Origin of the sequence: Acinetobacter sp. NIPH1876 (genome assembly GCF_022808535.1) — a bacterium.
Classification (GTDB): domain Bacteria; phylum Pseudomonadota; class Gammaproteobacteria; order Pseudomonadales; family Moraxellaceae; genus Acinetobacter; species Acinetobacter higginsii.
Window position 1 is genome coordinate 173,544 of sequence record NZ_JALGBR010000010.1, and the last position, 23,585, is coordinate 197,128.

The window sequence follows — 23,585 nt, forward strand, 5'->3', positions numbered from 1 at the left end:
TACAGACGACTGCAAAGGTCTATAAAACATTTTAATTTGAATGAGTGGAAAATATTTCCCTGTTTTTTGCACTATTTTAATTTTAATGGGGAAAATTTCCCGTAGTTTTATCAATTAGAGATAAAAAAGTTAATTTTATCTCTAAGCTTTGAAAAGTGTACGAATTATAGCTCAGCCCATTTACGCATCAGGTTGTGATAAAGATTGGTCATTTTAATCACTTCTTGATGAGTATCACCAAGCTGCATACGCAGATTTTGAATGGTTTGATCCAATGTAAATAACATATTCCGTTCAGCATCATCACGGATCATGCTTTGTACCCAAAAGAATGAAGCCGTTCGACACCCACTGCTGATTGCAGTGACTTCATGTAGACTAGATGAAGGGTAGAGCACCATATCACCCGCGGGTAATTTGGCTTCGTGATAACCATAGGTATCTTCAATGACCAGTTCTCCGCCTTCATATTCATCAGGTTCTGATAAAAACAAAGTGCAAGATAAATCAGTACGTAAGCGTTCTTTAGTGCCACGAATTCGACGAATTGAATTATCAACATGGAATCCAAAAGATTCCTGATTTTCATAACGATTGAAAAGTGGGGGGATAATATCCAGCGGTAAAGCTGCTGAGAGAAACAGAGGATGTTTGCCCAGTTCTTCTAAAATGATGTTGCTGAGATGGTGGGTTAAAGGGTGGTCTTCAGGCAGTTGCTGATTATTTTTCACGGTAGCAGACAGAGTACCTGCCGTAACTTTTCCATTGGCCCATTCGATTTTATCCATTTCTTCACGAAAGTACTGAACTTGTTCTTTGCTTAATACATTAGGAATATGGTGGATCACGGTAACTACCTTTGTGAAAACAATGAATGATAAAAAATAGCCTCATTATGAGGCTATTTTTCAAATAAAATCCATAAATATATTATGGGTTTTATTGATAGGATTAGTACTTAAAGTTTACAGATAATACTGCGCTACGACCTTCAGCTTCTGATGCATAGTGAGATGCATAGGCTTTAGTGAAGTAACGTTTGTCTGATAAGTTGTTGATGTTTAATTGTAAGTCAACATTTTTATCAACGTTATAACGAGCCATTGCATCATAGCGAACATAACCTGGAACCCATTTGGTATTCGCTGCATCGCCATAGACTTTATCCATCGCAACTGCACCAGCACCTAAAGTAAGCTGCGGCAATACTTTATATGTTGTCCAAAGGGTTGCAGAATTTTTAGCGACGTTTTGAACTTGGTTGCCATTGGTTGGGCTTGGTACATATTTTCCACTAGTATCTTTAACGAAGCCAGCATCTACGATTTCACTGTCTAAATAGGTATAACCAGCAGATACGGCCCATTTATCTGTAATATTACCATTCGCACCCAGCTCAATACCATCAACACGTGTTTCACCAATGTTTCTTGTGAAACCATCAGTATCTAAAGCACGTGTATTTTCTTTTTCAGTACGGAAAATAGCAGCAGTTAAATTTAATTTATTATTCAATAAATCCCATTTAGTACCAATTTCGTATGTTTTAACCTCTTCAGGTTTTAGATTATTGATCGCACGTGATTGTTCATCCGTTGTATTCCGGCCTGGAACGCTAATACCTTCTGAGCCATCACCGGCGTCAACACCTACAGGATTGGCAGAAGTTGCATAGCTGATATAAATCGCACCGTTTTCAGCTGGTTTGAAAGTAAGGCCAGCCTGGTAGTTGAAGAAATCATTGCTTGAGTTGTATTTTGTTCCAGCTTTGACTGATCCTGAATCTTTATTGTACTTCATATCAGTTTCAAATTTGTCCCAACGCACACCGAGGTCAAGTAACCATTGTGGAGTGATGGTGATGTTATCTAGAACATAAACTGATTGAGTTTTTGAGGTGATATTCGTGACATTAGGATTTTTTTGTATATTTCCTAACCATGCATTACTAGAATTAGGGTTGTTTAGGCTAGTACACCACCCATTTGAATTTGGTAATGAACAAGCATTGTTTGCACCACTCCCGCCAATTTTAGCAGTGTTTGGATCGGTAACAATGTTGGTTCCACGATCTGAGTCTTGCTTAGAGTATTCAGCACCCGTATTAAAGCTGTGCTTAATTGAACCTGTGTTGAATTTACCAGTTAATGCGAGTTGATCTGTAAAGGTATCTGTATTTGTTAAATTGGTATTGACTCGACGCCAAACTTGACCATTTACAATGTTACCTTGGCTATCATCTGGTTGAGTCCATAAATAATCGTTTTTAGATTTGCTATAGACTGCTGTGTTGCTAAGCGTCAAATTTTCGGTTAAATCATGTTCTAGCTTGATTGTACCGATCTGATTTTCTTGTTTTTGGAAATCGCGATCTTTCCAACCGTAATAGGTACCTTGTTTAACATCTACAGGTTTACCTGCAGTTGCTTTCTTAATTGTATCGTACTGATACGGAATACCAGAATCTGGTTCATCATTTGTTTTTAAGTAATAGTAGCTCAAAGTCCCGCGAGTAGCAGAATCTAAACCGAAGCTAATACTTGGCGCGATACCTGCACGTTTATATTCAGCGCCATCATGTTGGCCAGCTTTTTCATTTTGGTGACCCATGACTACTACACGACCAGCAACGCCATTACCAAAATCTTTATTCCCGTCTAAAGTAATGCGGGCATAGTTGTCTGTACCACCAGAAATTGAACCTTCTAAAGCATCGCCTTTTTTGGCAACTTTAGAAATCATGTTGATACTACCACCAGACGTACCAGCACCGCCTAGCGCAGAGGCAGAACCTTTAGTAATTTCTACTTGTTCAATCGCAAACATTTCACGATTTTGAGAGGTTGAACTACGAACACCATCTACATACATTGAACTTTCAGAGTTATAGCCGCGAATAAATGGGCGGTCACCATTTGGGTTACCACCTTCGCCAGCACCCAATGTAATGCCAGGAACAGTACGAAGTGCGTCACTTAAAGTTGTAACTTGAGTATCTTCAATCAGTTGTTTTGAAATCACAGAAACAGATTTTGGTGTATCCAAAAGTGGGGCAACAAACTTAGTATTTGCAGATTTATCTACTTTAAGACTTTGTTCTTTTTCTGCTTGAGCATGAATCGTTGGTAGTTGAACTGCCTGATCTTGTGCAATCGCTGGTACTGCAATGACTGAGAGTGATGATGCAATTGCAGAAGAAACGAGCTTCTTCCGTGATTTAATAAAAGACATTGGGCACGCCTAAGAGTGTAAAAATTTATGCAAAGAATAATCATTGTCATTTCTATATGCATTTGTTTTGGATTGGTTTTTCCAATTGTATCTAATTGTTGCAGTGGAAACTTAAATAATTTTTCATCCTTAATTGTTCAGTAATGTTGTTAATTTGTTGATTTTTTTAATTAATCTATAAAAACGATTGTGTTTTAAATATTGACGCTTAATTCTGATGTTATGATTTTTATCATTTTATTGAAGTTTTATTTATATGATTTGTCTTCAAAATATTGAAAGTTTCTGAATATCAATTTGTTAAAGTCAAAATAATTAAAAATTTGATCATTGATGAATATAGTCTTGGTCGATGTCGTCTAAACAGGGTGTTCCCATTAATGCCATTGTGATCTCGAATTCTTCTTTTAGAATTTTAAGTACATGAGCCACACCCAATGCCCCAGCCGTCGCTAAGCCATAGATATAAGGACGGCCAATGAGTACGGCGGATGCGCCAAGCGCGATTGCTTTAAACACATCTGTACCACGACGAATTCCGCCATCTAAGAATAGGGGGTAATTGACTGGAACAACTGCTCTGATTTTTTGTAGCGCAATTAATGGAGGAATGGTGGTATCCAGTACGCGACCACCATGATTGGAAACGATCAGACCTGAAACACCATATTCGACCGCTTTCTTGGCATCGGCAGGATGCAATACACCTTTAAGAATCACTGGCAGTTTGGTATTTTTAATTAACCATTCAATATCCTTCCATTTTGGTGCCTTTTTCATTAGACCTTGAAAAATAGGGTGTTCGTCAGCAGCTAAATTGCCAATTTCAAAATTAGTCGAGGCATGTGGGTGTGGCATTTCAGTTGGCAATTGAAAGAAGGTTTTACGCTCTCGATCACGGATACCTGTATGGGGTGCATCGATAGTAATGACGATCGCTTTGTAATTGTGTTGTTCTGCAAGCCGAATTAATGCTAAAGATTGTTCTCGGTCACCTTGCCAATACAGTTGAAACCATTTGTAGGGATTCTCTTTATTTAAAGCTTCTATATGCGTGTTGCTTAATGTACTGAGGACAAAATTACTCTGCATTAACTCAGCGGCAAGTGCTGTGGCTTGCTCGGCTTGCGGATGGAAAAGTGCTTGATGTCCAATGGGAGCAAGAAAAATTGGATGGGGGTAGTCCATCCCAAATAAATTGACTCGAGTATGAGCTTGAGAAAAATCATTTAAATGTCGTGGAATAAGCTGAATATCTTGAAACTGGAGCTGATTTTCTTGCACGCTCAGTTCATGCATGGCACCGCCTTGTAAATAATGCCAAGTCGCTTCTTCAAGGTGTTGAGATGCTTGTTGTTGGTAATCTGCCACGGTTTGTAGATGCGCTGGGATTGTGGTCAATGGCGGAAGAGCTGACATCAGAAGATTCCCCATTGTCTTAACAAATTATGATAATGGCTGGTTAAGGCAACCACTTCCTCTGTATCGCCAAGCTGCTGTCTTAGTTTTAGAATAGTCATATCTAAATTAAACAGCATGGTACGTTGCCAGTCATCTTTAACCATGCTTTGAATCCAAGTGAAAGCGGCAATGCGACTGCCTTGAGTAACCGGTTCAACACGATGTAAGCTGGTAGAAGGGTATAAAATCGCATCACCCGCATCCAGCTTCACTTCATGACTGCCGTAGGTATCCTCAACAATCAGCTCACCACCTTCGTATTCTTCTGGTTCAGATAAAAAAACCGTAATGGAAACATCGGTACGAATCATTTGTCCTGTTTTTGCAGACGCCTGAACAGCACTGTCAACGTGGTTGGCATAATTGCCCTGATTTTGATAGCAATTAAACATCGGCGATAAAATGTGTTGGGGCAGGGCGGCTGAGCGTAACAGTAGATTGTGTTGTAAGGCATTTAGAACAGACTGACTTATGGATTGATAGACATCATTACTGGTGTCGATTTGTAAATTATTTTTAGTTTGCTGCGCTTGCACCCCTGCACTCTGAGCGCCATTGACCCATGCTGAGGCTGGTTGCATTTTTTGGCGTAGTTCTAACACTTGTTGTTTACTGAGCAGCTCAGGGATGTGCAACATCATATTTAAAACCTTTCAAAAAAGTACAGCCTGTCGAAAAAGTATACCTTTTCTGACAGGCTGAGTTCATCTATTCAATCTTCAAATTTGATTGAATTATTTAGAACTTATAGTTGAACGTTAATGCTGCTGAACGAGGTTGACCGAGTACAAAACGGCTACCACCATTATTTAATGCACTGATGTAGTCTTTATCAGCTAAGTTGTAGACATTCAGATTAAGTGATGCATTTTTGTTGAAGCTATAACCTGCCATTGCATCAAAAACAACGTAAGAAGGCACTTTTGGCATATTGATAGGGGCAGTACTAGGAATACTGCTCGTTGTATTTGCCCGTACTAATTCATCGACATAACGTGCACCTAAGCCCACTTTAAAGCCAGCAATGTCATAAGTCGTCCATAATGTTGCTGTCCACTCTGGTGACCAACGAACTGAATCTGTAGTCGTGACCGCACCATTAGTTGTACTTACACTTTGTTGATTCTTCTGTTTGGTTTTCATATGAGCAACGCCCGCAGAAATATTCCAAGCATCGGTAATTTGACCGACGACACCGAGTTCAACACCTTCAACTCGTGTTTTACCTTCTTGAAGCCAAGTTAAGGTAATTGGATCTTGCGTAAATTGGTTCTCATTTTCTGTGTGATAAACGGCAGCATTTAATGCCAGTTTATTTTTTAATACATCCCATTTGCCACCAATTTCATAATGGTTGGTTTCTTGAGGCTTTGAGCGTGCATTATTGGCTGCTTGAGTACCAGTGGTTTCTGCTGATAATCCAAAGTTTGAACTACCCGGTGGTGTCAACGATTTTGCATAAGATGCATAAATACTACTGTTTTCCGTTGGTTTAAATAAGCTGCCCAATTTCCAACTGACTAAAGTGTCATGTGCTTTTAGGTTGGTTGGTGTTTTAGTGACTGCAAGCGTGTTTGAATCTGTTGCTACAGAAAGAGCTTCATAATCAGTTTCGTAATAATCCACACGAACGCCACCATTAAACTGCAAACGATTGTTGAGTAATTTAATGGTGTCAAATAGATAAGCTGCAGCTGTTCGAGTTTCACCATCGGTATACGCACCCGTATGGACTAGGCTTGGCATAACATCGTAATGATTTGGATTGTATAAATTAGCAGCTGGTGTTGTTGGAGCTTTTTGACCTGGTGTTTGTGTCGATAAAGTACGAGAAATCTGTTGTTCTTGTAAAAACTCTAAACCTGTAACCAGATCATGCTCGACGGTACCTGTTTTAAAATTCACATTGAGTGATGAGGTATTGGCAAGAATTTTATTTTCCTGATCAACCCCTTGATGTGAGCGAGAAATCGTCCATGCATCTGGATTATTTGATCCATTCTTGTTTAAGGCATTAATGCCTGTTAATGTGCGATTCATTTGCGATTTACCATAACGAGAGGTATTGGTAAATTTTATTTTATCGCCAAAATCGCTTTCAACTTTTGCGGTTACCATATCAGCATCAATATCTTCATAGTCATTGACACTGCCATAGTAATTCGAACGATCAACTTCTTTTGCCTTATTCAAATCGGTATCTGCATTATAGAAGCCTTTCATTCCGACTGTAGGAATACCACCATCGGGAATATTATTTTGGCGAACATGCTGAGAATATAGGTAGAAACGTGTGTCTGTATTGAGACCGAAAGCAATCGATGGCGCAATTGCCCAGCCATTGTTTTCGAGAACATCACGGTTTTCAACACCGCCATTTTGCCCCATCACATTTAAACGAACTGCTGTGCTTTCATTAATGGCTTGATTGATGTCAGTGGTTAAGCGTGCATTTTCAGCGGTATTATAACGCGCTGAAACTTCACGACTGTTTTCAGCCTTTGGTAACTTAGTCACTAAGTTGATATAACCTGATGCCGCACCACGACCTGCTTCAGAGCCAGAAGGGCCTTTTACAACTTCAATCTGTTCTAAGTTAAATACATCACGACTAACGGCACCAAGATCGCGGATACCATCGACATAGGTCGATGTTTGTGTTGAGAAACCACGCATTTGGAAGGTGTCACCTGCGCTGGTATTACCATTCTCACCCATTTGTAGCGTAATTCCTGGGGTATTACGCAGTGCTTCCATCAGTGATGCTGCACCTTGTTCTTGTAAAAGCTCTTTTTTTATGACTTGTACAGTTTGAGGTGTATCGAGTAGGGGCTGAGTATATTTTGCTGAGCTGACAGTATCTACTTTATAAGTATTTTCTGCATTCACTTCAATTGTTGGAAGCTTAGATACATTTTCTTCCTTAGGTGCTGCATGCACTGCTAAAGGTAAACTTGCTGCGAGTGCAACTAAAGGTGTGCTACGAAGATGTTTGCGACTTTTTATTGTTGCCATTGAGAGACCCCCTGAAATTGAAGTGGTGAATGACAGAACTTTCAACCGAGTGAACTTTTACAGAAAAAAGGAGTAAAAGTAGATTAATTGTTAATCTATGTAACAATATGTGCGAAGTCTATTGATAATTATTATCGTTATCAATAGCTTTAATTTGTGTGTAAGGAGTTGCATATGGCTAGTATTTTGAAATTTAATAATATTTTCTTGAATTGGTATTAATGATGGTTAATTAGACAAAATAATAATGTAGTGATGGATATATTTAAAATATTGATATAAAAGTGTTTTATTGAGTTTTTATTTAATTTAAGGGTGGGTCTTAGAAGGTCAAATATTTGAACATAAGGGGCAGAGAGTGGGGCCAGACGATCTTGATATGAATGTTTCTGTAAAATTGATTTTGGGTTGAGTCTGTTAGATGAGTATTTCACTAGTCATTAGATGATTTCTAATGACTAGTGAAAAGATTGTGTTTAGAAAGAGAAAGTTGTACTTAATTGAACGCGACGACCTTCTTGGGTATTGCTGTAGCGGTTATAATAGCTAGTACCAACACGCTCATAGTCATTGAAATTCTTATCAAAAACATTATACAAAGCAACGCCCAAGTTCCAGTTTGGTGTGATATTAAAATTAGAGCCTACATGTAATAAGGCATATTCTTTATAATCACCCAAAGCATCGTAAGCATTTTTTTCTGCAGTGCTCATATTTTGATAAGTTTTGAGGTAGCGAGCCCGTTCACTGCGATATTCACCACGAGCCCAAAGTTGGATATTGTCATCTGCCTGCCATTTAAGTGAAGCATTTGCAATATGTTCAGGTGTATCGTTAAGTGGTGGATTTCCAATGCTCTTATCTTTAATCTCTGTGTTTGTCCAAGTGTAGTTGATACCGAACTTCCAATCAGGTACAAATTCCCAGTTAAATCCTGTTTCTATTCCATAAATTTCAGCTTTTTCAGCATTGGTTGGTCGTGTAACGTTCCACGAGCGAGTCCCTGTATCTCCATTTTCCATTAGCCAAGGTGTGCCAACGCTTGCCATAAAGTTTTCACAGGCAACTTTTCCTCCGAAAGCATCGTTACTGGCAGCATCACAAGTTCTTTCGATAGCTCCTGTCACGATTTTGTCTTTAACTTGGCTATAAAAAGCCGTCATATTGGCATCAAAATTAGAGCCATTACTAAAATAGGTTCCGATCTCGAAGTTATTACTTTTTTCAGGTTTTAAATTTGGATTCCCAAAGAGAGGAGTTCGGCCTTGTCCACCAACGTTATAGATACCATCAGTTAAGCGTTCAAGCCTCGGTGCTTTATAGCCCTCGTTATATCCACCTTTAAATGTCCAATTATCATCTGCATTCCAGACCAAATAGGCGCGTGGAGTCCAGAAGTCACCAAAGGTATCATGATCGTCGTATCGTAAACCAAGTGTAAGTGCCAGACTATCTGTAATCGACCATGTATCTTCAGCGAAAAGACCTAGCTGTTTAAAGGATATTTCTTTATTGGCACGTAAACCATCTTTGATATTAGCTTCCCACCATTGACCACCTAAAGTCATTTTATGACCAGAGAAATGTTGAGTGGTAAATTTAGTATCAAAAGTCGTATCTTCACTTTCCAGAAGTCTTGGGGTAATGGCTTTAGAGCCGTTTTGTGCGCGAGAAGGAATTAGGCGCCCAATTGTTTCTGTTTGAATATTACTAAGACTAGACTCTAAATTACCGAACTCACTTCTCCATGTATGAGCCAAAATATATTTCTCACGATTATATTCTTGAGAATCTGCATAGCCTCCATTTGCTCCTAAGGTACCGAGTTGTCCCTTGCTGTTATCGTACCATTGCTGTGTTTGCTCGTATTCCACTGACAAGTCATGGTTATCAGTTGGTGTAAGAGTTAAGCGTGCGCCAATGGTTTCAATATCTGATTTGGTTGGGTTATTTCCCATACTTAATGATTCATCAGTTGACTCATCATCCTTCCTAACAACATTTGATTGATCTCTCTCAGCTTTTCTACCTCTTAATTGTAAACCTAGTAGGTTTTTTATAAGCGGACCTGTAATAAATGCATCGGCAGAGCGTTGATTACCAAAATCAGATGAGTTAGGTAGAATTGTGCCTTCTAAAGTTACTGAGCCTGTCCATTCATCAGTTACTTTTTTAGTAATAATGTTGACTACGCCACCCATAGCATCAGAACCATAAAGTGTAGAAGCAGGCCCTCGAATTACCTCGATTCGCTCAATTGCAGACATTGGAGGGATAAAGCTGTTATTAGATTCACCAAAACCATTTGGCGTAATGTCGCCTGTGCTGTTTTGTCTTCTACCATCTACTAATACAAGTGTGTATTCCGAATCCATTCCCCGAATACGGATATTTAATCCACCCGTTTTACCTGCTGTTGGGCTGATATCAACACCTTCTACATCAATCAAGGCATCCGCAATCGAATTAATTCTTTTATCTTTCAAATCTTGAGCAGTAATAACTGTGATACTTGCTGGTGCATTTTTAATATCTTGTTCAAAACCAGCTGCCGATACCACAATGGTTGCAAGTTGGTGTGTGTTGGTATTTTCAGACGCTGCCGTCGTATCTGCGAAAGCGGAAGTGGTCATTGCCCCAAGTAATGCGAATGAAAGGGGATTCAAATTAAATTTACTCATAACTAGAGTTCCAAAGCTGGACGAGAAAAATAGAACAACTGTTCAAAAAGAATGCAAAGTATAGTGATAATACTTATCACTAACAACAAAAAATAACGTTTGTTTTAAGATTCATTTAAGAAAACTATGATTTTGGCTAAAATGAGAAATATGTGTGCTTTTTTAGCATCCGATTTTGTATATCCAGAAAGTTGTCATATAATGTGGCACTTTAAAAATTGTTATTACTAACTAATATCGAGGAAGCCATGCAAGTAACGACTGAAGCGGTTTCGGGCGTTGCCCGTCGTTTAAATGTTTCTGTACCGACGAGCCGTGTTAACGAGCAGTTTGAAGCTCGCTTACAACGCACTGCCAAAACTGTGAAGATCAACGGCTTCCGTCCAGGTAAAGTGCCTTTGAATGTTGTTCGCCGTGAATATGGTGCGGGCATTTATCAAGAAGTTGTGAATGACATCATTCGTGACAGCGTATTTGAAGCAATTCAACAAGAAAAAATCAATGCGGTCGGCATGCCGAACATTGAAAAAGTTGAAAACAAAGATGATGCTTTAGTTTTTGAAGCAACTGTAGAAGTTTATCCAGAAGTAGAAGTGAAAGCTTTTGCTGACTTGGAAGTTGAACGTAAAGCATCAGAAATCAACGACAAAGACGTTGATGTCATGATCGAAAACTTGCAAAAACAACGTCAAACTTGGGCTGTAACTAAAGGTATGGCGAAGAAAGACATGCAAGTAACTTTCGACTTCGAAGGTACTGTTGAAGGCGAGAAGTTTGAAGGTGGTGCTGCTGAAGACTTTAAACTTGTACTTGGTTCAGGTCGTATGATTCCTGGCTTTGAAGACGGTATCGTTGGAATGAAAGCTGGCGAAGAGAAAGTGATTGACGTGACTTTCCCTGAAGATTACCAAGCTGAAAACTTAGCGGGTAAAGCGGCTCAATTCAAAATCACCGTGAAGCAAGTTGAAAAAGCAAAACTTCCAGAAATCGATGCTGAATTCTTAAAAATCTTTGGTTTGACTGAAGAAGAAGGCTTAGACAAGTTAAAAGCTGACGTTCGTAAGAATATGGAACGTGAAGTTCGCAACGGTCTTCGTAACCAAGTTAAACAAGCTGCATTTGATGCGCTTGTTGCTGCAAACGAAATTGAAGTTCCTACTTCTATGGTTGCTCAAGAAATTGACCGTCAACGTCAACAAATGATCCAACAGTTCACTCAACAGTTTGGTGCTCAAGGTGCAGGCGCATTTGACAGCAGCATGCTTCCTGATGAATTGTTCAAAGAACAAGCTGAAAAATCAGTTAAGCTTGGCGTATTGGTAAGCAAAGTATTGGCTGACGCTAAACTTGAAGTTGATCAAGCACGTGTTAATGCTTATATCGATGACATGGCTTCTTCTTATGAAGATCCAACAGAAGTGGTTGAATACTTCAAAAATGACCAACAACAACGTGCTCAAATCGAAGCTGTTGTGTTAGAAGACCAAGTTGTTGATCACATCTTAGCTGCAGCTAAAGTAAAAGATGTTGCGATCAGCTATGAAGACTTATTGAAAGAACAACAAGCTCGCCGTGGCTAATCTTTTAAAAAGTTGATTCAAGAAATTCAAGAAAAAGGCGCTTAATGCGCCTTTTTCTTTAGGCATTTTGAATGCTGTATTTCATGATGATTTAAAACAGTAAGACTTTGGCTTGCAGAGCTTTAAGCATAGGTGTGAAATTTAATAAACCATGCTGTGCATCATCAGAAAATCTCCCTTGCTTAGAGTCTCGATGTAAAGTCTGCAAACCCTCTGTTAGCAAAGTGTTAATTTGTCGAAAAATTGCCAGATTTTAGTCTAAATAATCGAATATTTCAGATTGAAACTTTTGCAATTTCATTGATTATCCCTCATATTGTTGGCATAGATCGAGTCACAATAATTTAGGAATAAGTAAACGTATGTATGTTCCAACAATTGAAAATGCTTTAGTTCCTGTTGTCGTTGAACAATCATCTCGCGGTGAGCGTTCATTCGATATTTTTTCACGTCTATTACGTGAGCGTGTTATTTTCTTAACGGGTGAAGTTGAAGATAACATGGCGAACTTAATCGTTGCGCAGATGTTATTTCTTGAAGCAGAAAATCCAGAAAAAGATATTCATCTTTATATCAATTCACCAGGCGGCTCGGTGACGGCAGGTATGGCGATTTACGATACCATGCAGTTTATCAAACCAGATGTTGTGACCTACTGTATGGGACAAGCAGCATCAATGGGTGCATTCTTATTGAATGCGGGTGCAAAAGGCAAACGTTACTGTCTTGAAAATGCACGTGTGATGATTCACCAACCTTTAGGTGGTTTCCGTGGTCAGGCCTCTGATATTGAAATTCACGCGCGTGAAATTCTATTCATTAAAGAGCGTTTAAATCGCTTAATGGCTGAACATAGTGGCCAAGATTACGAGACCGTTGCACGTGATACAGATCGTGATAATTTCATGACTGCACAAGCAGCCAAAGAATATGGTTTAGTCGATGAAGTACTGAGTAAACGTCCCTGATTTTTTAGGACCTAAGTTTAAGATTTAAGTTGTGGAGTAAATATGTCCGAACATCCTCAAGGACAAAAACATTGTTCATTTTGTGGTAAGACGCAATCTGAAGTTGGAAAATTGATTGCTGGTGAGGACGCATATATTTGTAATGAGTGTGTAGATGTCTGCTTAGATCTCGTTCAAACCAGTCAACAAGTTGAAGCAGGCGATTGGGCAACCAAAGCCCTGCCAAAACCACATGAAATACGTGCTGCCTTGGACCAATATGTGATTGGACAAGATGTTGCGAAGAAAACCTTATCTGTTGCGGTCTATAACCACTATAAGCGTTTAAAAGTAGGCCAGTCGACGAACGGGCATCAAGAGATTGAAATCGCAAAAAGTAATATTTTGCTGATTGGACCGACAGGTTCAGGTAAAACATTACTTGCACAAACACTTGCGCGTTTGCTTGATGTTCCATTTGCGATGGCAGATGCAACCACTTTAACCGAAGCAGGTTATGTGGGTGAAGATGTTGAAAACATCGTGCAGAAGTTATTGCAAAAAGCCGATTACGATGTAGAAAAAGCGCAAAAGGGCATTATCTATATTGATGAGATTGATAAGATTACCCGTAAATCTGAAAATCCTTCAATTACCCGTGATGTGTCTGGTGAAGGCGTACAACAAGCATTATTAAAAATGATTGAAGGTACGGTTGCCTCTATTCCACCACAAGGTGGTCGTAAGCACCCGCAGCAAGAATTCATCCAGATTGATACAGCCAATATTCTGTTCATTTGTGGTGGTGCATTCTCTGGTCTGGAAAAAATCGTACAGCAGCGCCAAGAGAAAGGTGGGATTGGTTTCACTGCAGATGTGAAGAATAAAGATGACAGTAAAAAAGTCTCTGAGTTGTTCCGTCAAGTTGAAGCAACGGATCTAGTTAAATTCGGTTTGATTCCTGAATTTATCGGTCGTTTGCCAGTGATTGCAACTTTGGAAGAGCTGGATGAAGAAGCATTAATGCAGATTCTGACAGAGCCTAAAAATGCATTAACACGCCAATATCAATACCTATTCACCATGGAAAATGTGGATCTTGTCTTTGAAGAGTCTGCATTACGTGCCGTGGCGAAGAAAGCACTTGAACGTAATACTGGTGCGCGTGGTTTACGTTCTATTCTGGAAAACGTATTACTTGAAACGATGTATGACTTACCAAGCCGTACGGATGTGGGTACTGTTATTTTGAATGAAGCTGTCATTAATGGTACGGCTAAACCAACATTCAAAGCAGAGCGTTTACCACAAGTGGGTACGCCAGAAGCAACTGAAAAGAAGGATTTGAAGGTGATTGATTCTAAATCAGCCTAATTCTCATTCATCTAAAAAAAGCATGAAAGGCTTGGCTTTTCATGCTTTTTTTATTTGCAATTAGGCGTTGAGGTGTTAATCTTAAAAAATTGAAAAAATGTGCATAGTTTTGCGCTGTTAAAAATAAATCCAAGAAAACGCCTTGAGGGATGTCATGCGTTATTTAATATTGTCATTATGTTGTGCTGGGGTATTGGCTGGCTGTCAAAGTCATAAGACAGTTGAAGAAAAACCAACCGCACTGACTGCAACCTTACCAGCTGTCGATACTGAAAAAGAACCAGGTCTATTTGATCAATATCATGTGGGTGGCTTCTCTGTTGGTGGTTGGGTTAATCAAAAGTTAGGCCAATATTACGCACCAATCAAACCGCAAAATGAACAAGCTGCGGTGGTCTATTTATACCGTCCAGATACACGTTGGAACCGTCAGGAAATTGCTGCGGCCAATTTATTTATCAATGGGCATCGTATTCCGAGTTTATTACATAATCATTATTACTGGGTTGAACTGCCTGCTGGAACTTATCGTTTGAGTGTAAGCCGTCCATTGGCTGGATTACATTTCCAAAAGCCGAAATATCTTGACTTTACAGTGGATGCTGCACAGACCTATTTCATCAAATATGATGAGGAAAATAAGATTTCTCGTAGCGAGCATACAGGCCCATTTATGATTACGCCTGACAAGGTGGCGCATCAGGAAATCGCATTCACACGGTTAAAGTCTTCCAGCTATAACTTTGTCGCTCAAGATGCATCGGGCAAGGTTCGTTCAAAACCTCAAGAATTAAAACCAGAAAAGTATGATGAGAAGTCAGAAGTGCATTTGGTTAAGCCATTTAAGCTTTGGAATCCATTGACTTGGTAGGTTTGCTTGAGCAGTTACTCATCTTGAATTAAAGGTTTAATGATGGTGAGGAACTGCTCTTTTAATTGCGAGCTCTGTTCTGGATCATTTAGGGTTTTTTGGCTTAAATTACTCATGTACTGAAAAACATGGGTACTGATTTGCAATGTTTTTTGATTGATCGATTTACCTTCAGGTGTTTTTAAGAATTTCAAATAGGCTTGTATTTCTTCTTCGCTCAGGGTGTCTGCATAAATCTTCTCTATTGCCCGAATAGTTTCGGGGCGAGCAAAGACTTTTGAACTGGTTTCTTTTAATAATTGGCTTAATTCCAACACAGCAAGATGTTCTTGTGTTGTGGTGAGTGCTTCTTTTCCTAAGACTCGTAATAAAATATTTTCAGCTTCAAGATCGAGTGTCGGCTGCATTTCATCGAGTGAGGTATTTAAAACATTTTCGAGCTCACTCAGTTTGATCAGTTCTTTGACGGATTTACTTTGGGCGGGAGTTGCAAATGCACTTTGTATGCTACCGAGAAGGCAAAGTCCAATCATTAGGTTGAACATGTATTTATTCATCTATAGACCGCCTTATTGTTCTCGTCTTTTTTATAATTTAGCAGAAGCAGTAGGCAAAAAAATAGCCAAATACGATGATTCGGCTATTTGAATTGTATGAATATTATTTATGACGCAGCTGCATCAACCACTGGAATCTTACCGATTTTTGCTTGCCAGATTTTTGGTGCAGTGGCATGGATTGAAGTACCATTGACATCAACCGCAACAGAGACAGGCATATCTTCAACCACGAATTTGTAGATTGCTTCCATACCTAAGTCTGCAAAAGCAACCACTTCAGCCTCACGAACTGCTTTAGACACGAGGTAAGCAGCACCACCCACAGCCATCAAGTAAGTTGCTTGATTGTCTTTGATCGCTTCAATTGCAGCAGGACCACGGTCTGCTTTACCAATCATACCGAATAAGCCAGTTGCTTCTAACACTTGACGAGTGAACTTATCCATACGGGTTGCAGTGGTTGGGCCAGCAGGACCAACAACTTCATCGCCAACTGGATCGACTGGACCCACGTAGTAAATGAATTTACCTTTTAAGTCGACTGGAAGTTCTTCACCATTATTTAACATGTCAACCATGCGCTTATGTGCAGCATCACGACCTGTATAAATGGTACCGTTCAATAATAAGGTATCGCCTGGCTTCCAAGCATTCATTTCTTCTTGAGTAATGGTATCTAGGTTGACACGCTTCGATTGAGAAGAATCCCAAGTGACTGCCGGGTAATCTTCAAGTTTTGGTGCTTGAATATGTGCAACACCAGTACCATCTAATTGGAAGTGGGCGTGACGAGTCGCGGCACAGTTCGGAATCATACCGACTGGCTTACCCGCCGCATGGCACGGATAATCCTTGATTTTAATATCAAGGACTGTGGTTAAACCACCAAGACCCTGTGCACCAATACCCAATGCATTCACTTTCTCGAAGATCTCGATACGGAGTTCTTCCATTTTGCTTTGTGGGCCACGACGAAGTAATTCGTCCATGTTGATTTCTTCCATAAGTGCTTCTTTTGCAAGCATCATGGCTTTTTCAGCAGTACCCCCGATACCAATACCGAGCATACCTGGTGGACACCAACCTGCACCCATAGTTGGAACAGTTTTAAGTACCCAATCCACGATTGAATCAGATGGGTTTAACATCGCAAGTTTAGATTTATTTTCTGAACCACCACCCTTTGCTGCAACGGTAATATCAACTTTATTACCAGGAACGAGTTTGTAGTGAATCACGGCAGGGGTGTTATCTTTGGTGTTTTTACGACCAAAAGCTGGATCTGCTAAAACCGATGCACGAAGGACGTTTGAGTTCTCTAGATAACCTTGGCGTACACCTTCGTTGACTGCATCATCTAAGCTCATGCTTAAATCAAATTTAACATCTAAGCCGACTTCAAGGAAAACGTTAACAATCCCTGTATCCTGACAGATTGGTCGGTGACCTTCAGCACACATACGTGAGTTGATCAGGATTTGGGCAATAGCATCTTTTGCAGCTTTGTTTTCTTCACGATCGTAAGCACGGCTCATCGCTTGGATGAAGTCTTGTGGGTGATAGTAAGAAATAAACTGCAGGGCATCCTTGATTGATGTAATCAAGTCATCTTGTTTGATGATCGTTGTCATATCAAATTTCTCTTGAGCGGGCGATTAGCTGGCGGGCTAAATTATATGACAAAAAGGAATGAATGTGGGAGTTTTAGCTTAGATTTGGCTAAAGGTCTAAAGCGAAGCTTTGATCTAAATCGCAGCAACAAAAGATGTGCTTTGGATTTTAGTTTTTTCTCAGTTGAGATGGACTATAGCCAAACTGTTTCTTAAAGCGATGGCTAAAATGGCTGCTGGAGCTAAATCCATATTGTACTGCGATCTCTGTCAGATTCGTTGTGGTCTGTTCCAGTGCTTGACGAGCACGCTCAAGACGGCGCTGCATCACATATTGATGCGGTGGCATCTGCATCGATTGTTTAAACATATGCGCAAAATGATATTCACTGAGTTGCGCTTGTTGAGCCAGATCAGACAAGGTCAGACTCAAATGGAGATGTTGATCAATCCATTCCAATAATTGCTTAAGCACATAAGGCGAGAGCCCCCCTTTGACTTCAGGCGCTTGCCATTGCGCATGACTATAATTTTTGATCAGATGATTGAGTAATAGTGTCGTTGCGGTACTCATCTGCAAATGGTTTTCACGATCTTGCCATGCACCATTGAGTAAAAAATGCCGATAGATCATGGAAATTTGTGGGTCAGCCACAAAAATTTGTGGATTTAAAATGATTTGGCTGGGTTCGCGATCCCAGACTTGTTCGGCCACCCGTTGTAAGTGTTGTTCAGTGTAATACAGATGTACGAAGGTGAGTGGATCACGGAGATCCCAAGTCGACTCGAAATCTTGTGGCATCAGGCACATACGGTCAGGGCCGCCGCCATTGTGCCAGCCCTGTTGGGTTTTTTGATAGCTTTCATAACCGCCCTGAATATACATACTCAAGGTGTGGTGATTGCTACAGACGCTGACACGGTCTTGGTTATTTTGCCACATGGCCAACTGCATGCCTGAACCCAGTTCTACCGAGTCGAGCAATTGCGCTTTATATTGCTGTAATTGATCTAGAATCTGATATTTCATCTTCTATACGCAGTGCCAAATATGATCCAGTTAAGTGTAGAACTTTCAGCCAGTTTTGTCATCTGGTCAAAAAAAATCTAGAAAAACGCAAATCCATGACAATCACCGCAAGATGGTGCAAGTAATCATGGCCGCAAAAGCAGCAAAATAGTCGTTGAAGTAATTGAGTTTGGTTCTAATGATATGAATGCGCTGTTATATGCGTTGGTTGTGGTGATTTGGGGAACCACATGGATTGCGATTAGCCTGCAACAACAAAGTGGGATATCAGCCAGTGTGGCGGTGTTCTGGCGTTTTTTTATTTCTGCCATGGTGTTATTTGCCTTCGTTGCTTTAAGTCGAAAGTTGCAGAAACTGGCGGCTAAAGATCATCTATTTTGTATGTTACAGGCTTGCTGTATTTTTGGTTTTAACTTCGTCTGTTTTTATTATGCGGTGCAATATATCAGTAGTGGTTTAGAGGCCGTGATTTTTTCCATGGCGGTGATTTTCAATACCATCAATGCCAAACTCTTCTTTGCCCAGCAGGTGTCGACACGCTTTTATCCTGCGGCCTTATTAGGTGTACTCGGGATTATTGCCTTGTTTTGGCATGACGTGGTGGGCACCACTTTAAATCGCAATACATTGATTGGTATTGGGCTATGTATCCTAGGCACTTATGGTTTCTCTTTGGGCAATATGATCAGTACACGCCATCAAAAACATGGGTTGGATATTTTTACCACCAATGCTTACGGTATGTTGTATGGCTCACTGCTGATGGCCTTGATCTCATGGTTTAGACAGGATGAGTTTTTTCCAAGCATGCAATTCAGTGCAATCAGTGCTTTACTGTATCTCGCGATCTTTGGGTCGGTGATAGGTTTTACCGCCTATTTCTATTTGGTCGGACGGATTGGTGCAGGTAAAGCGGCCTATAGCACCTTATTATTTCCTTTGGTCGCACTGGTGATTTCGACGGTATGGGAGGATTATCACTGGCACATGAATGCGGTGATCGGGGTGATTTTGATCCTATGTGGGAATGCGATTTTCTTTGTAAAAGGACCGCAAACCAAGAAAATTCAGACATTAAATAAGCCAGAATCTTGTTAAGATTTTGCTCAATCGCTTTAAAAAAAGAATGACTCATAATAGGCAATGATATGGTACAGGAACATCTAGCGCAGCATATTATTGAACTCTATCAGAAGTATGCTCGTGAATGGATTGAATTACGAGGAAAGCTTCTGTCTGAGAAGGTCTGGCTCGATCGTTTTCTAACGTTGCTGCCAAGCTCGGCCAGTATTTTGGATTTAGGTTGTGGTTCAGCTCAACCAATTGCTGCCTATTTTATTGCTCAAGGACATCAGGTAACAGGTGTTGATGCTTCCGAACATATGATTGAAATGGCACGGCAGTCTTTCCCTGAACAGGTCTGGGTGCAGCAAGATTTTCGGGAGTACTTTACTGAACAAAAGTTTCAGGGGATTGTTGCGTGGGATAGTTTCTTCCACTTCACCCAAGATGATCAACGCAACATGTTTAAACGTTTTGCCGAATATGCACAATCAGGTACAGCTTTAATGTTTAGTAGTGGTCCTGCGCAGGGCGAGGCAATTGGTGAACTCGGTGGAGAGCCACTGTACCATGCCAGTCTCTCAGCAGAGGAGTATCAGACTTTGCTGCAAGACAATGGGTTTAAGCTGATTAAAATGATTGCTGAAGATGTTGAATGTACGGGACATACCATCTGGTTGGCTCAATACCACTCATGAAAAAGCCCTTTCAATCTAAAGGGCTTTTTTATTTCAATCGAATAGTGGCTTAATCCTGCTGCTTCGCCTGAATCGCAGTCAAGGCAATGGTAAATACAATATCATCGACCAAAGCACCACGAGACAAGTCATTCACAGGTTTATTTAAACCTTGTAGCATTGGGCCGACACTCACAACATTGGCAGCACGTTGTACCGCTTTATAGGTGGTATTACCTGTATTTAGATCAGGGAAAATAAATACATTGGCACGTCCTGCTACTTGCGAGTCCGGTGCTTTTTGGCGACCAACACTTTCAACCGAGGCAGCATCGTATTGTAATGGCCCGTCGATGAGTAAATCTGGACGACGTTGTTGTGCGATTTTAGTCGCTTCAGCTACTTTCTCGACATCAGCGCCTGTGCCAGATGTGCCAGTAGAATAGCTGATCATGGCAATGCGTGGATCTAGACCAAAGGCCTTGGCTGAATCTGCCGATTGAATCGCAATCTCAGCAAGTTGTTCTGCATTCGGATCTGGGTTAATCGCACAGTCACCATAGACATAGACTTCATCAGGCAACAACATAAAGAAAATGGATGAGACCAGTGAGTAATTCGGAGCCGTCTTAATCAGCTGGAATGCAGGGCGTACGGTGTTGGCAGTGGTATGAATCGCACCAGATACCAAACCATCGACTTGATCGAGTGCCAACATCATGGTGCCGAGTACCACGGTATCTTGCAATTGTGCTTTGGCTTGTAGTGCATCAAGCTTACCTTTACGCAGTTCTACCATCGGTTCGATATATTGATCACGAATAGTATCCGGGTCAATAATTTGTAAATCATCGGGCAACTGAATACCGCGTGCTTTCGCCACTTCGGCAACCGATTCAGGCTTTGCCAATAAAATACACTGTGCAATGCCGCGGGTTTGACAAATCACAGCCGCTTGTACGGTACGTGGTTCATCACCCTCTGGCAGGACGATACGTTTTTTTGCAGCAATGGATTTCTGTACCAACTCGTAACGGAATGCTGAAGGCGATAAGCGCGGATGTAGGTTGTTCTGGGTATGTTGATCCAGCCAATTGCTATCCAAATGACTCGACACGAAACGGGTGACTTGCTCTGCACGTTCAGTATCATCAATTGGAATTTCATTGCCAAAGCGATGCAGTAGTTGTGCTGTTTCTAAGGTATCTAAAGGTGTATGTAAGATCGGTAAACCTTGTTTAATCGCACTTTGGCAGAACTCAAGCACATTGCTTGCTGGCGCAGCTTGCTCGGTTAAAACCAGACCCGCGAGCGGCGTACCATTACTGCTGGCAAGACTTGCAGCCAAGATCGCATCGGTGCGTTGTGATGCGCTAATAATCAATTCACCCGCAACAAATTTATGCAGTTCTGATTCGATATTCGATGCAATTAAACTGGTATGCAAAATACGCCGTTGTTTGGCCTCACCTTGATGCAACCATGTGCCATTGATGATTGGAGCGATATCTAAACTACGTGGCACGCTGAGGGTATTGCTGAATGGAACAAGTCCGATAATTGGGAGTTCATCAGTTCCCATAAAGCGGTTATAACGTTGTAATTCCAGTGCAAATGCATTGATGTGTTGATCAAGGCGTAGACTTGGATCAAGTGTGACCGGAATTTCAGCCGTACCCTCAGGCAAGCCTTTGGTCCGCATAAACAATACACCTGTGGTGCGTGCCGAAGCTGCACCACCAAACTGACGTAAGTGTGCATCGACTCTTTCTGCGGTTTTGCGTGGGTCTGCTAAATCAGCGGTGCTGACCAATACCACTTGTGCATCCAGTGCTTGTGCAAGTGCGGCATTGATTTCACTGACAAAATGATCTTGTCCATTCGGAACCAAACCTTCAACGATAATCACATCATGATCAGCTGAAATTTGACGGTGTAGTGCAACCGCCTCCTCAAGTAATTCATCGGTTTCACCCAAGGCAATCAGTTGTGTTAGTCGCTCATAGGTGATTGGCTCAGCAGATTTATGCTGAAATAAATGGCGATAGAGTGTCGTGGTACGGTCAACCGTGGTGTCTGCTATTTGAGAATAGGGTTTTAAAAAACCCGCATTGATCCCTTTGCAATCTAAAGCGTAGATCATACCTAAGCAGGCTGAAGTTAAGCCGACACCTTCACCTGTGGGGATGAGTAAAATCGTATTCATAGTGACCTTAAAATTGTCTAATATTTTGATTAAATCGTATGTTCAAGTACTTGGCGTGTTTCTTTGGCAATACGACCTTCTTCATCAGTTGGAATCACCCAGATTTGTGGACCTGCACCATTGTCGATACGACCTTCTGTGCCACGAGCTAAAGCATTATTTTTCTCTTTGCTAAACTGCAAGCCAAAGTGAGCTAAATAGCCTAAAGTTTTTTCACGGACATAAGCCGAGTTTTCGCCAATACCACCTGTAAAGACTAAACCATCTAAACGTGGTAGACCGCAACTCAAAGCCGATAAAGATTTGGCTAAGCGATAGCAGAACACTTCAATGGCTAGGGTTGCACCTTCATGACCATTTTCAGAGGCTTCAACCAAGGTACGCATATCGTTGGATAAACCTGATAATCCCAATAAGCCACTTTCTTTATTCAGCATGCTGTCAATTTTCTGGATATCCCAACCCAAATTACTGGCAAGGAACAAATGTAAACTTGGATCGACATCGCCGCTACGTGTGCCCATCACCACGCCTTCAAGTGGCGTCATCCCCATTGAGGTATCGACGCTATGACCATTCCAGACGGCACAAGTCGAACTGCCATTGCCCAAGTGTGCACTGAGCCAGCCACCTTCATTTTTATGACCTGCCAATTCGCTGGCACGTTCGGTCACATAGGCATGGCTAGTGCCATGAAAACCATAGCGACGAACTTGGTGCGCTGTATATAAAAATTGTGGTAGGGCATAGCGATAGGCACGCTCAGGCATGGTTTGGTGGAAGGCGGTATCGAATACAGCCACCTGAGGCAATTGAGGGAATAAGCGCATGGTGGCTTCAATTCCAATCAAATGGGCAGGATTGTGCAATGGTGCAAGAGGTGTTGCTGCTTCAATACGCTCAACCAGTTCAGGTGTAAGCAATTCTGCTTTGGTGATGTCGCCGCCGTGAACGACACGGTGTCCAATCGCTTGCGGGTTATAGTTGGCTAAACGCGCCAATAAAGTTTCAAGCGCTTTGGCATGATCTGCATAGGGAATTGAAAGTTCCAGTGGTTCGCCCCCAAGCGTGATGCCTTTGATACGGGCATCTGCTGCGCCCAGGTTTTCTGCCAAACCGTAAATACGATCTTCACGACGTTCAGAAATGAGTGCGTATTTGATTGATGATGAACCACAGTTAATTACTAATACAGATATAGCCACGTTTGAACACCTAACAGATTTTAAATTTTATGATGAACATCTTGATTTTGCTGCAACGCATGAGGCAGTGGAATC

Annotated in this window: 17 protein-coding genes; 6 read left to right on the forward strand and 11 right to left on the reverse strand. The window is 41.0% G+C overall.

Annotation, left to right across the window (positions count from 1 at the left end):
* Window positions 1–164 precede the first annotated feature (164 nt).
* The 6 genes from MN869_RS12640 to MN869_RS12665 all read right to left on the reverse strand — a co-directional run bounded on the left by MN869_RS12640 (window position 165) and on the right by MN869_RS12665 (window position 10,388).
* The gene (locus tag MN869_RS12640) at window positions 165–848 is read right to left on the reverse strand and encodes a Fe2+-dependent dioxygenase (RefSeq protein ID WP_005185091.1); all 684 of its coding nucleotides are present in this window, start codon (window positions 846–848) and stop codon (window positions 165–167) included.
* Window positions 849–951: 103 nt separating this feature from the next.
* Window positions 952–3,231, reverse strand: a complete 2,280-nt coding sequence (locus MN869_RS12645; protein ID WP_243307832.1) for a TonB-dependent siderophore receptor — start codon at window positions 3,229–3,231, stop codon at window positions 952–954.
* Window positions 3,232–3,558: 327 nt separating this feature from the next.
* Window positions 3,559–4,650: an alpha-hydroxy acid oxidase gene (locus MN869_RS12650; RefSeq protein WP_243307834.1), complete on the reverse strand. Its 1,092-nt coding sequence runs from the start codon at window positions 4,648–4,650 to the stop codon at window positions 3,559–3,561.
* Window positions 4,650–5,333 (reverse strand): Fe2+-dependent dioxygenase, encoded by a 684-nt coding sequence (locus MN869_RS12655; RefSeq protein ID WP_243307836.1) that lies wholly within the window; start codon window positions 5,331–5,333, stop codon window positions 4,650–4,652. The genes MN869_RS12650 and MN869_RS12655 overlap by 1 nt, the downstream gene beginning before the upstream one ends.
* Before the next feature lie 97 nt (window positions 5,334–5,430).
* The gene (locus tag MN869_RS12660) at window positions 5,431–7,707 is read right to left on the reverse strand and encodes a catecholate siderophore receptor Fiu (RefSeq protein WP_243307847.1); all 2,277 of its coding nucleotides are present in this window, start codon (window positions 7,705–7,707) and stop codon (window positions 5,431–5,433) included.
* A 476-nt stretch (window positions 7,708–8,183) separates the two neighbouring features.
* On the reverse strand, window positions 8,184–10,388 hold the full coding sequence (locus MN869_RS12665) for a TonB-dependent receptor (protein WP_243307849.1): 2,205 nt from the start codon (window positions 10,386–10,388) through the stop codon (window positions 8,184–8,186).
* A gap of 248 nt (window positions 10,389–10,636) precedes the next feature.
* On the opposite strand from MN869_RS12665, the gene tig reads away from it, so the two are divergent.
* The 4 genes from tig to MN869_RS12685 all read left to right on the forward strand — a co-directional run bounded on the left by tig (window position 10,637) and on the right by MN869_RS12685 (window position 15,160).
* A complete protein-coding gene (gene tig / locus MN869_RS12670) occupies window positions 10,637–11,968 on the forward strand; it encodes a trigger factor (RefSeq protein ID WP_243307851.1) in 1,332 nt (443 codons plus the stop codon).
* A gap of 362 nt (window positions 11,969–12,330) precedes the next feature.
* Window positions 12,331–12,936, forward strand: a complete 606-nt coding sequence (gene clpP / locus MN869_RS12675) for an ATP-dependent Clp endopeptidase proteolytic subunit ClpP (protein ID WP_004775790.1) — start codon at window positions 12,331–12,333, stop codon at window positions 12,934–12,936.
* A gap of 42 nt (window positions 12,937–12,978) precedes the next feature.
* Window positions 12,979–14,289: an ATP-dependent Clp protease ATP-binding subunit ClpX gene (gene clpX, locus MN869_RS12680; protein ID WP_243307853.1), complete on the forward strand. Its 1,311-nt coding sequence runs from the start codon at window positions 12,979–12,981 to the stop codon at window positions 14,287–14,289.
* 154 nt (window positions 14,290–14,443) lie between these two features.
* The gene (locus tag MN869_RS12685; protein ID WP_033134121.1) at window positions 14,444–15,160 is read left to right on the forward strand and encodes a DUF2846 domain-containing protein; all 717 of its coding nucleotides are present in this window, start codon (window positions 14,444–14,446) and stop codon (window positions 15,158–15,160) included.
* Between the two features lie 14 nt (window positions 15,161–15,174).
* Here MN869_RS12685 and MN869_RS12690 read toward each other — a convergent pair whose 3' ends face one another.
* The 3 genes from MN869_RS12690 to MN869_RS12700 form a co-directional block, all read right to left on the reverse strand.
* The gene (locus MN869_RS12690) at window positions 15,175–15,717 is read right to left on the reverse strand and encodes a DUF2059 domain-containing protein (RefSeq protein WP_033134120.1); all 543 of its coding nucleotides are present in this window, start codon (window positions 15,715–15,717) and stop codon (window positions 15,175–15,177) included.
* Window positions 15,718–15,824: 107 nt separating this feature from the next.
* A complete protein-coding gene (locus MN869_RS12695) occupies window positions 15,825–17,351 on the reverse strand; it encodes a fumarate hydratase (RefSeq protein ID WP_033134119.1) in 1,527 nt (508 codons plus the stop codon).
* Between the two features lie 148 nt (window positions 17,352–17,499).
* On the reverse strand, window positions 17,500–18,360 hold the full coding sequence (locus MN869_RS12700) for an AraC family transcriptional regulator (RefSeq protein ID WP_243307855.1): 861 nt from the start codon (window positions 18,358–18,360) through the stop codon (window positions 17,500–17,502).
* Between the two features lie 183 nt (window positions 18,361–18,543).
* Between MN869_RS12700 and MN869_RS12705 the strand changes: the two genes are divergently transcribed.
* Together MN869_RS12705 and MN869_RS12710 are read left to right on the forward strand one after the other, a co-directional pair.
* Window positions 18,544–19,458 carry a DMT family transporter gene (locus tag MN869_RS12705; protein ID WP_243307856.1) on the forward strand — a complete coding sequence of 305 codons (915 nt, stop codon included), beginning with the start codon at window positions 18,544–18,546 and terminating at the stop codon, window positions 19,456–19,458.
* A 50-nt stretch (window positions 19,459–19,508) separates the two neighbouring features.
* A complete protein-coding gene (locus MN869_RS12710; protein ID WP_243307858.1) occupies window positions 19,509–20,120 on the forward strand; it encodes a class I SAM-dependent methyltransferase in 612 nt (203 codons plus the stop codon).
* A 49-nt stretch (window positions 20,121–20,169) separates the two neighbouring features.
* On the opposite strand, the gene pta is transcribed toward MN869_RS12710, so the two are convergent.
* Window positions 20,170–22,305, reverse strand: a complete 2,136-nt coding sequence (gene pta / locus MN869_RS12715) for a phosphate acetyltransferase (protein ID WP_243307859.1) — start codon at window positions 22,303–22,305, stop codon at window positions 20,170–20,172.
* A gap of 29 nt (window positions 22,306–22,334) precedes the next feature.
* The gene (locus tag MN869_RS12720) at window positions 22,335–23,510 is read right to left on the reverse strand and encodes an acetate kinase (RefSeq protein ID WP_243307861.1); all 1,176 of its coding nucleotides are present in this window, start codon (window positions 23,508–23,510) and stop codon (window positions 22,335–22,337) included.
* Between the last annotated feature and the right edge of the window lie 75 nt (window positions 23,511–23,585).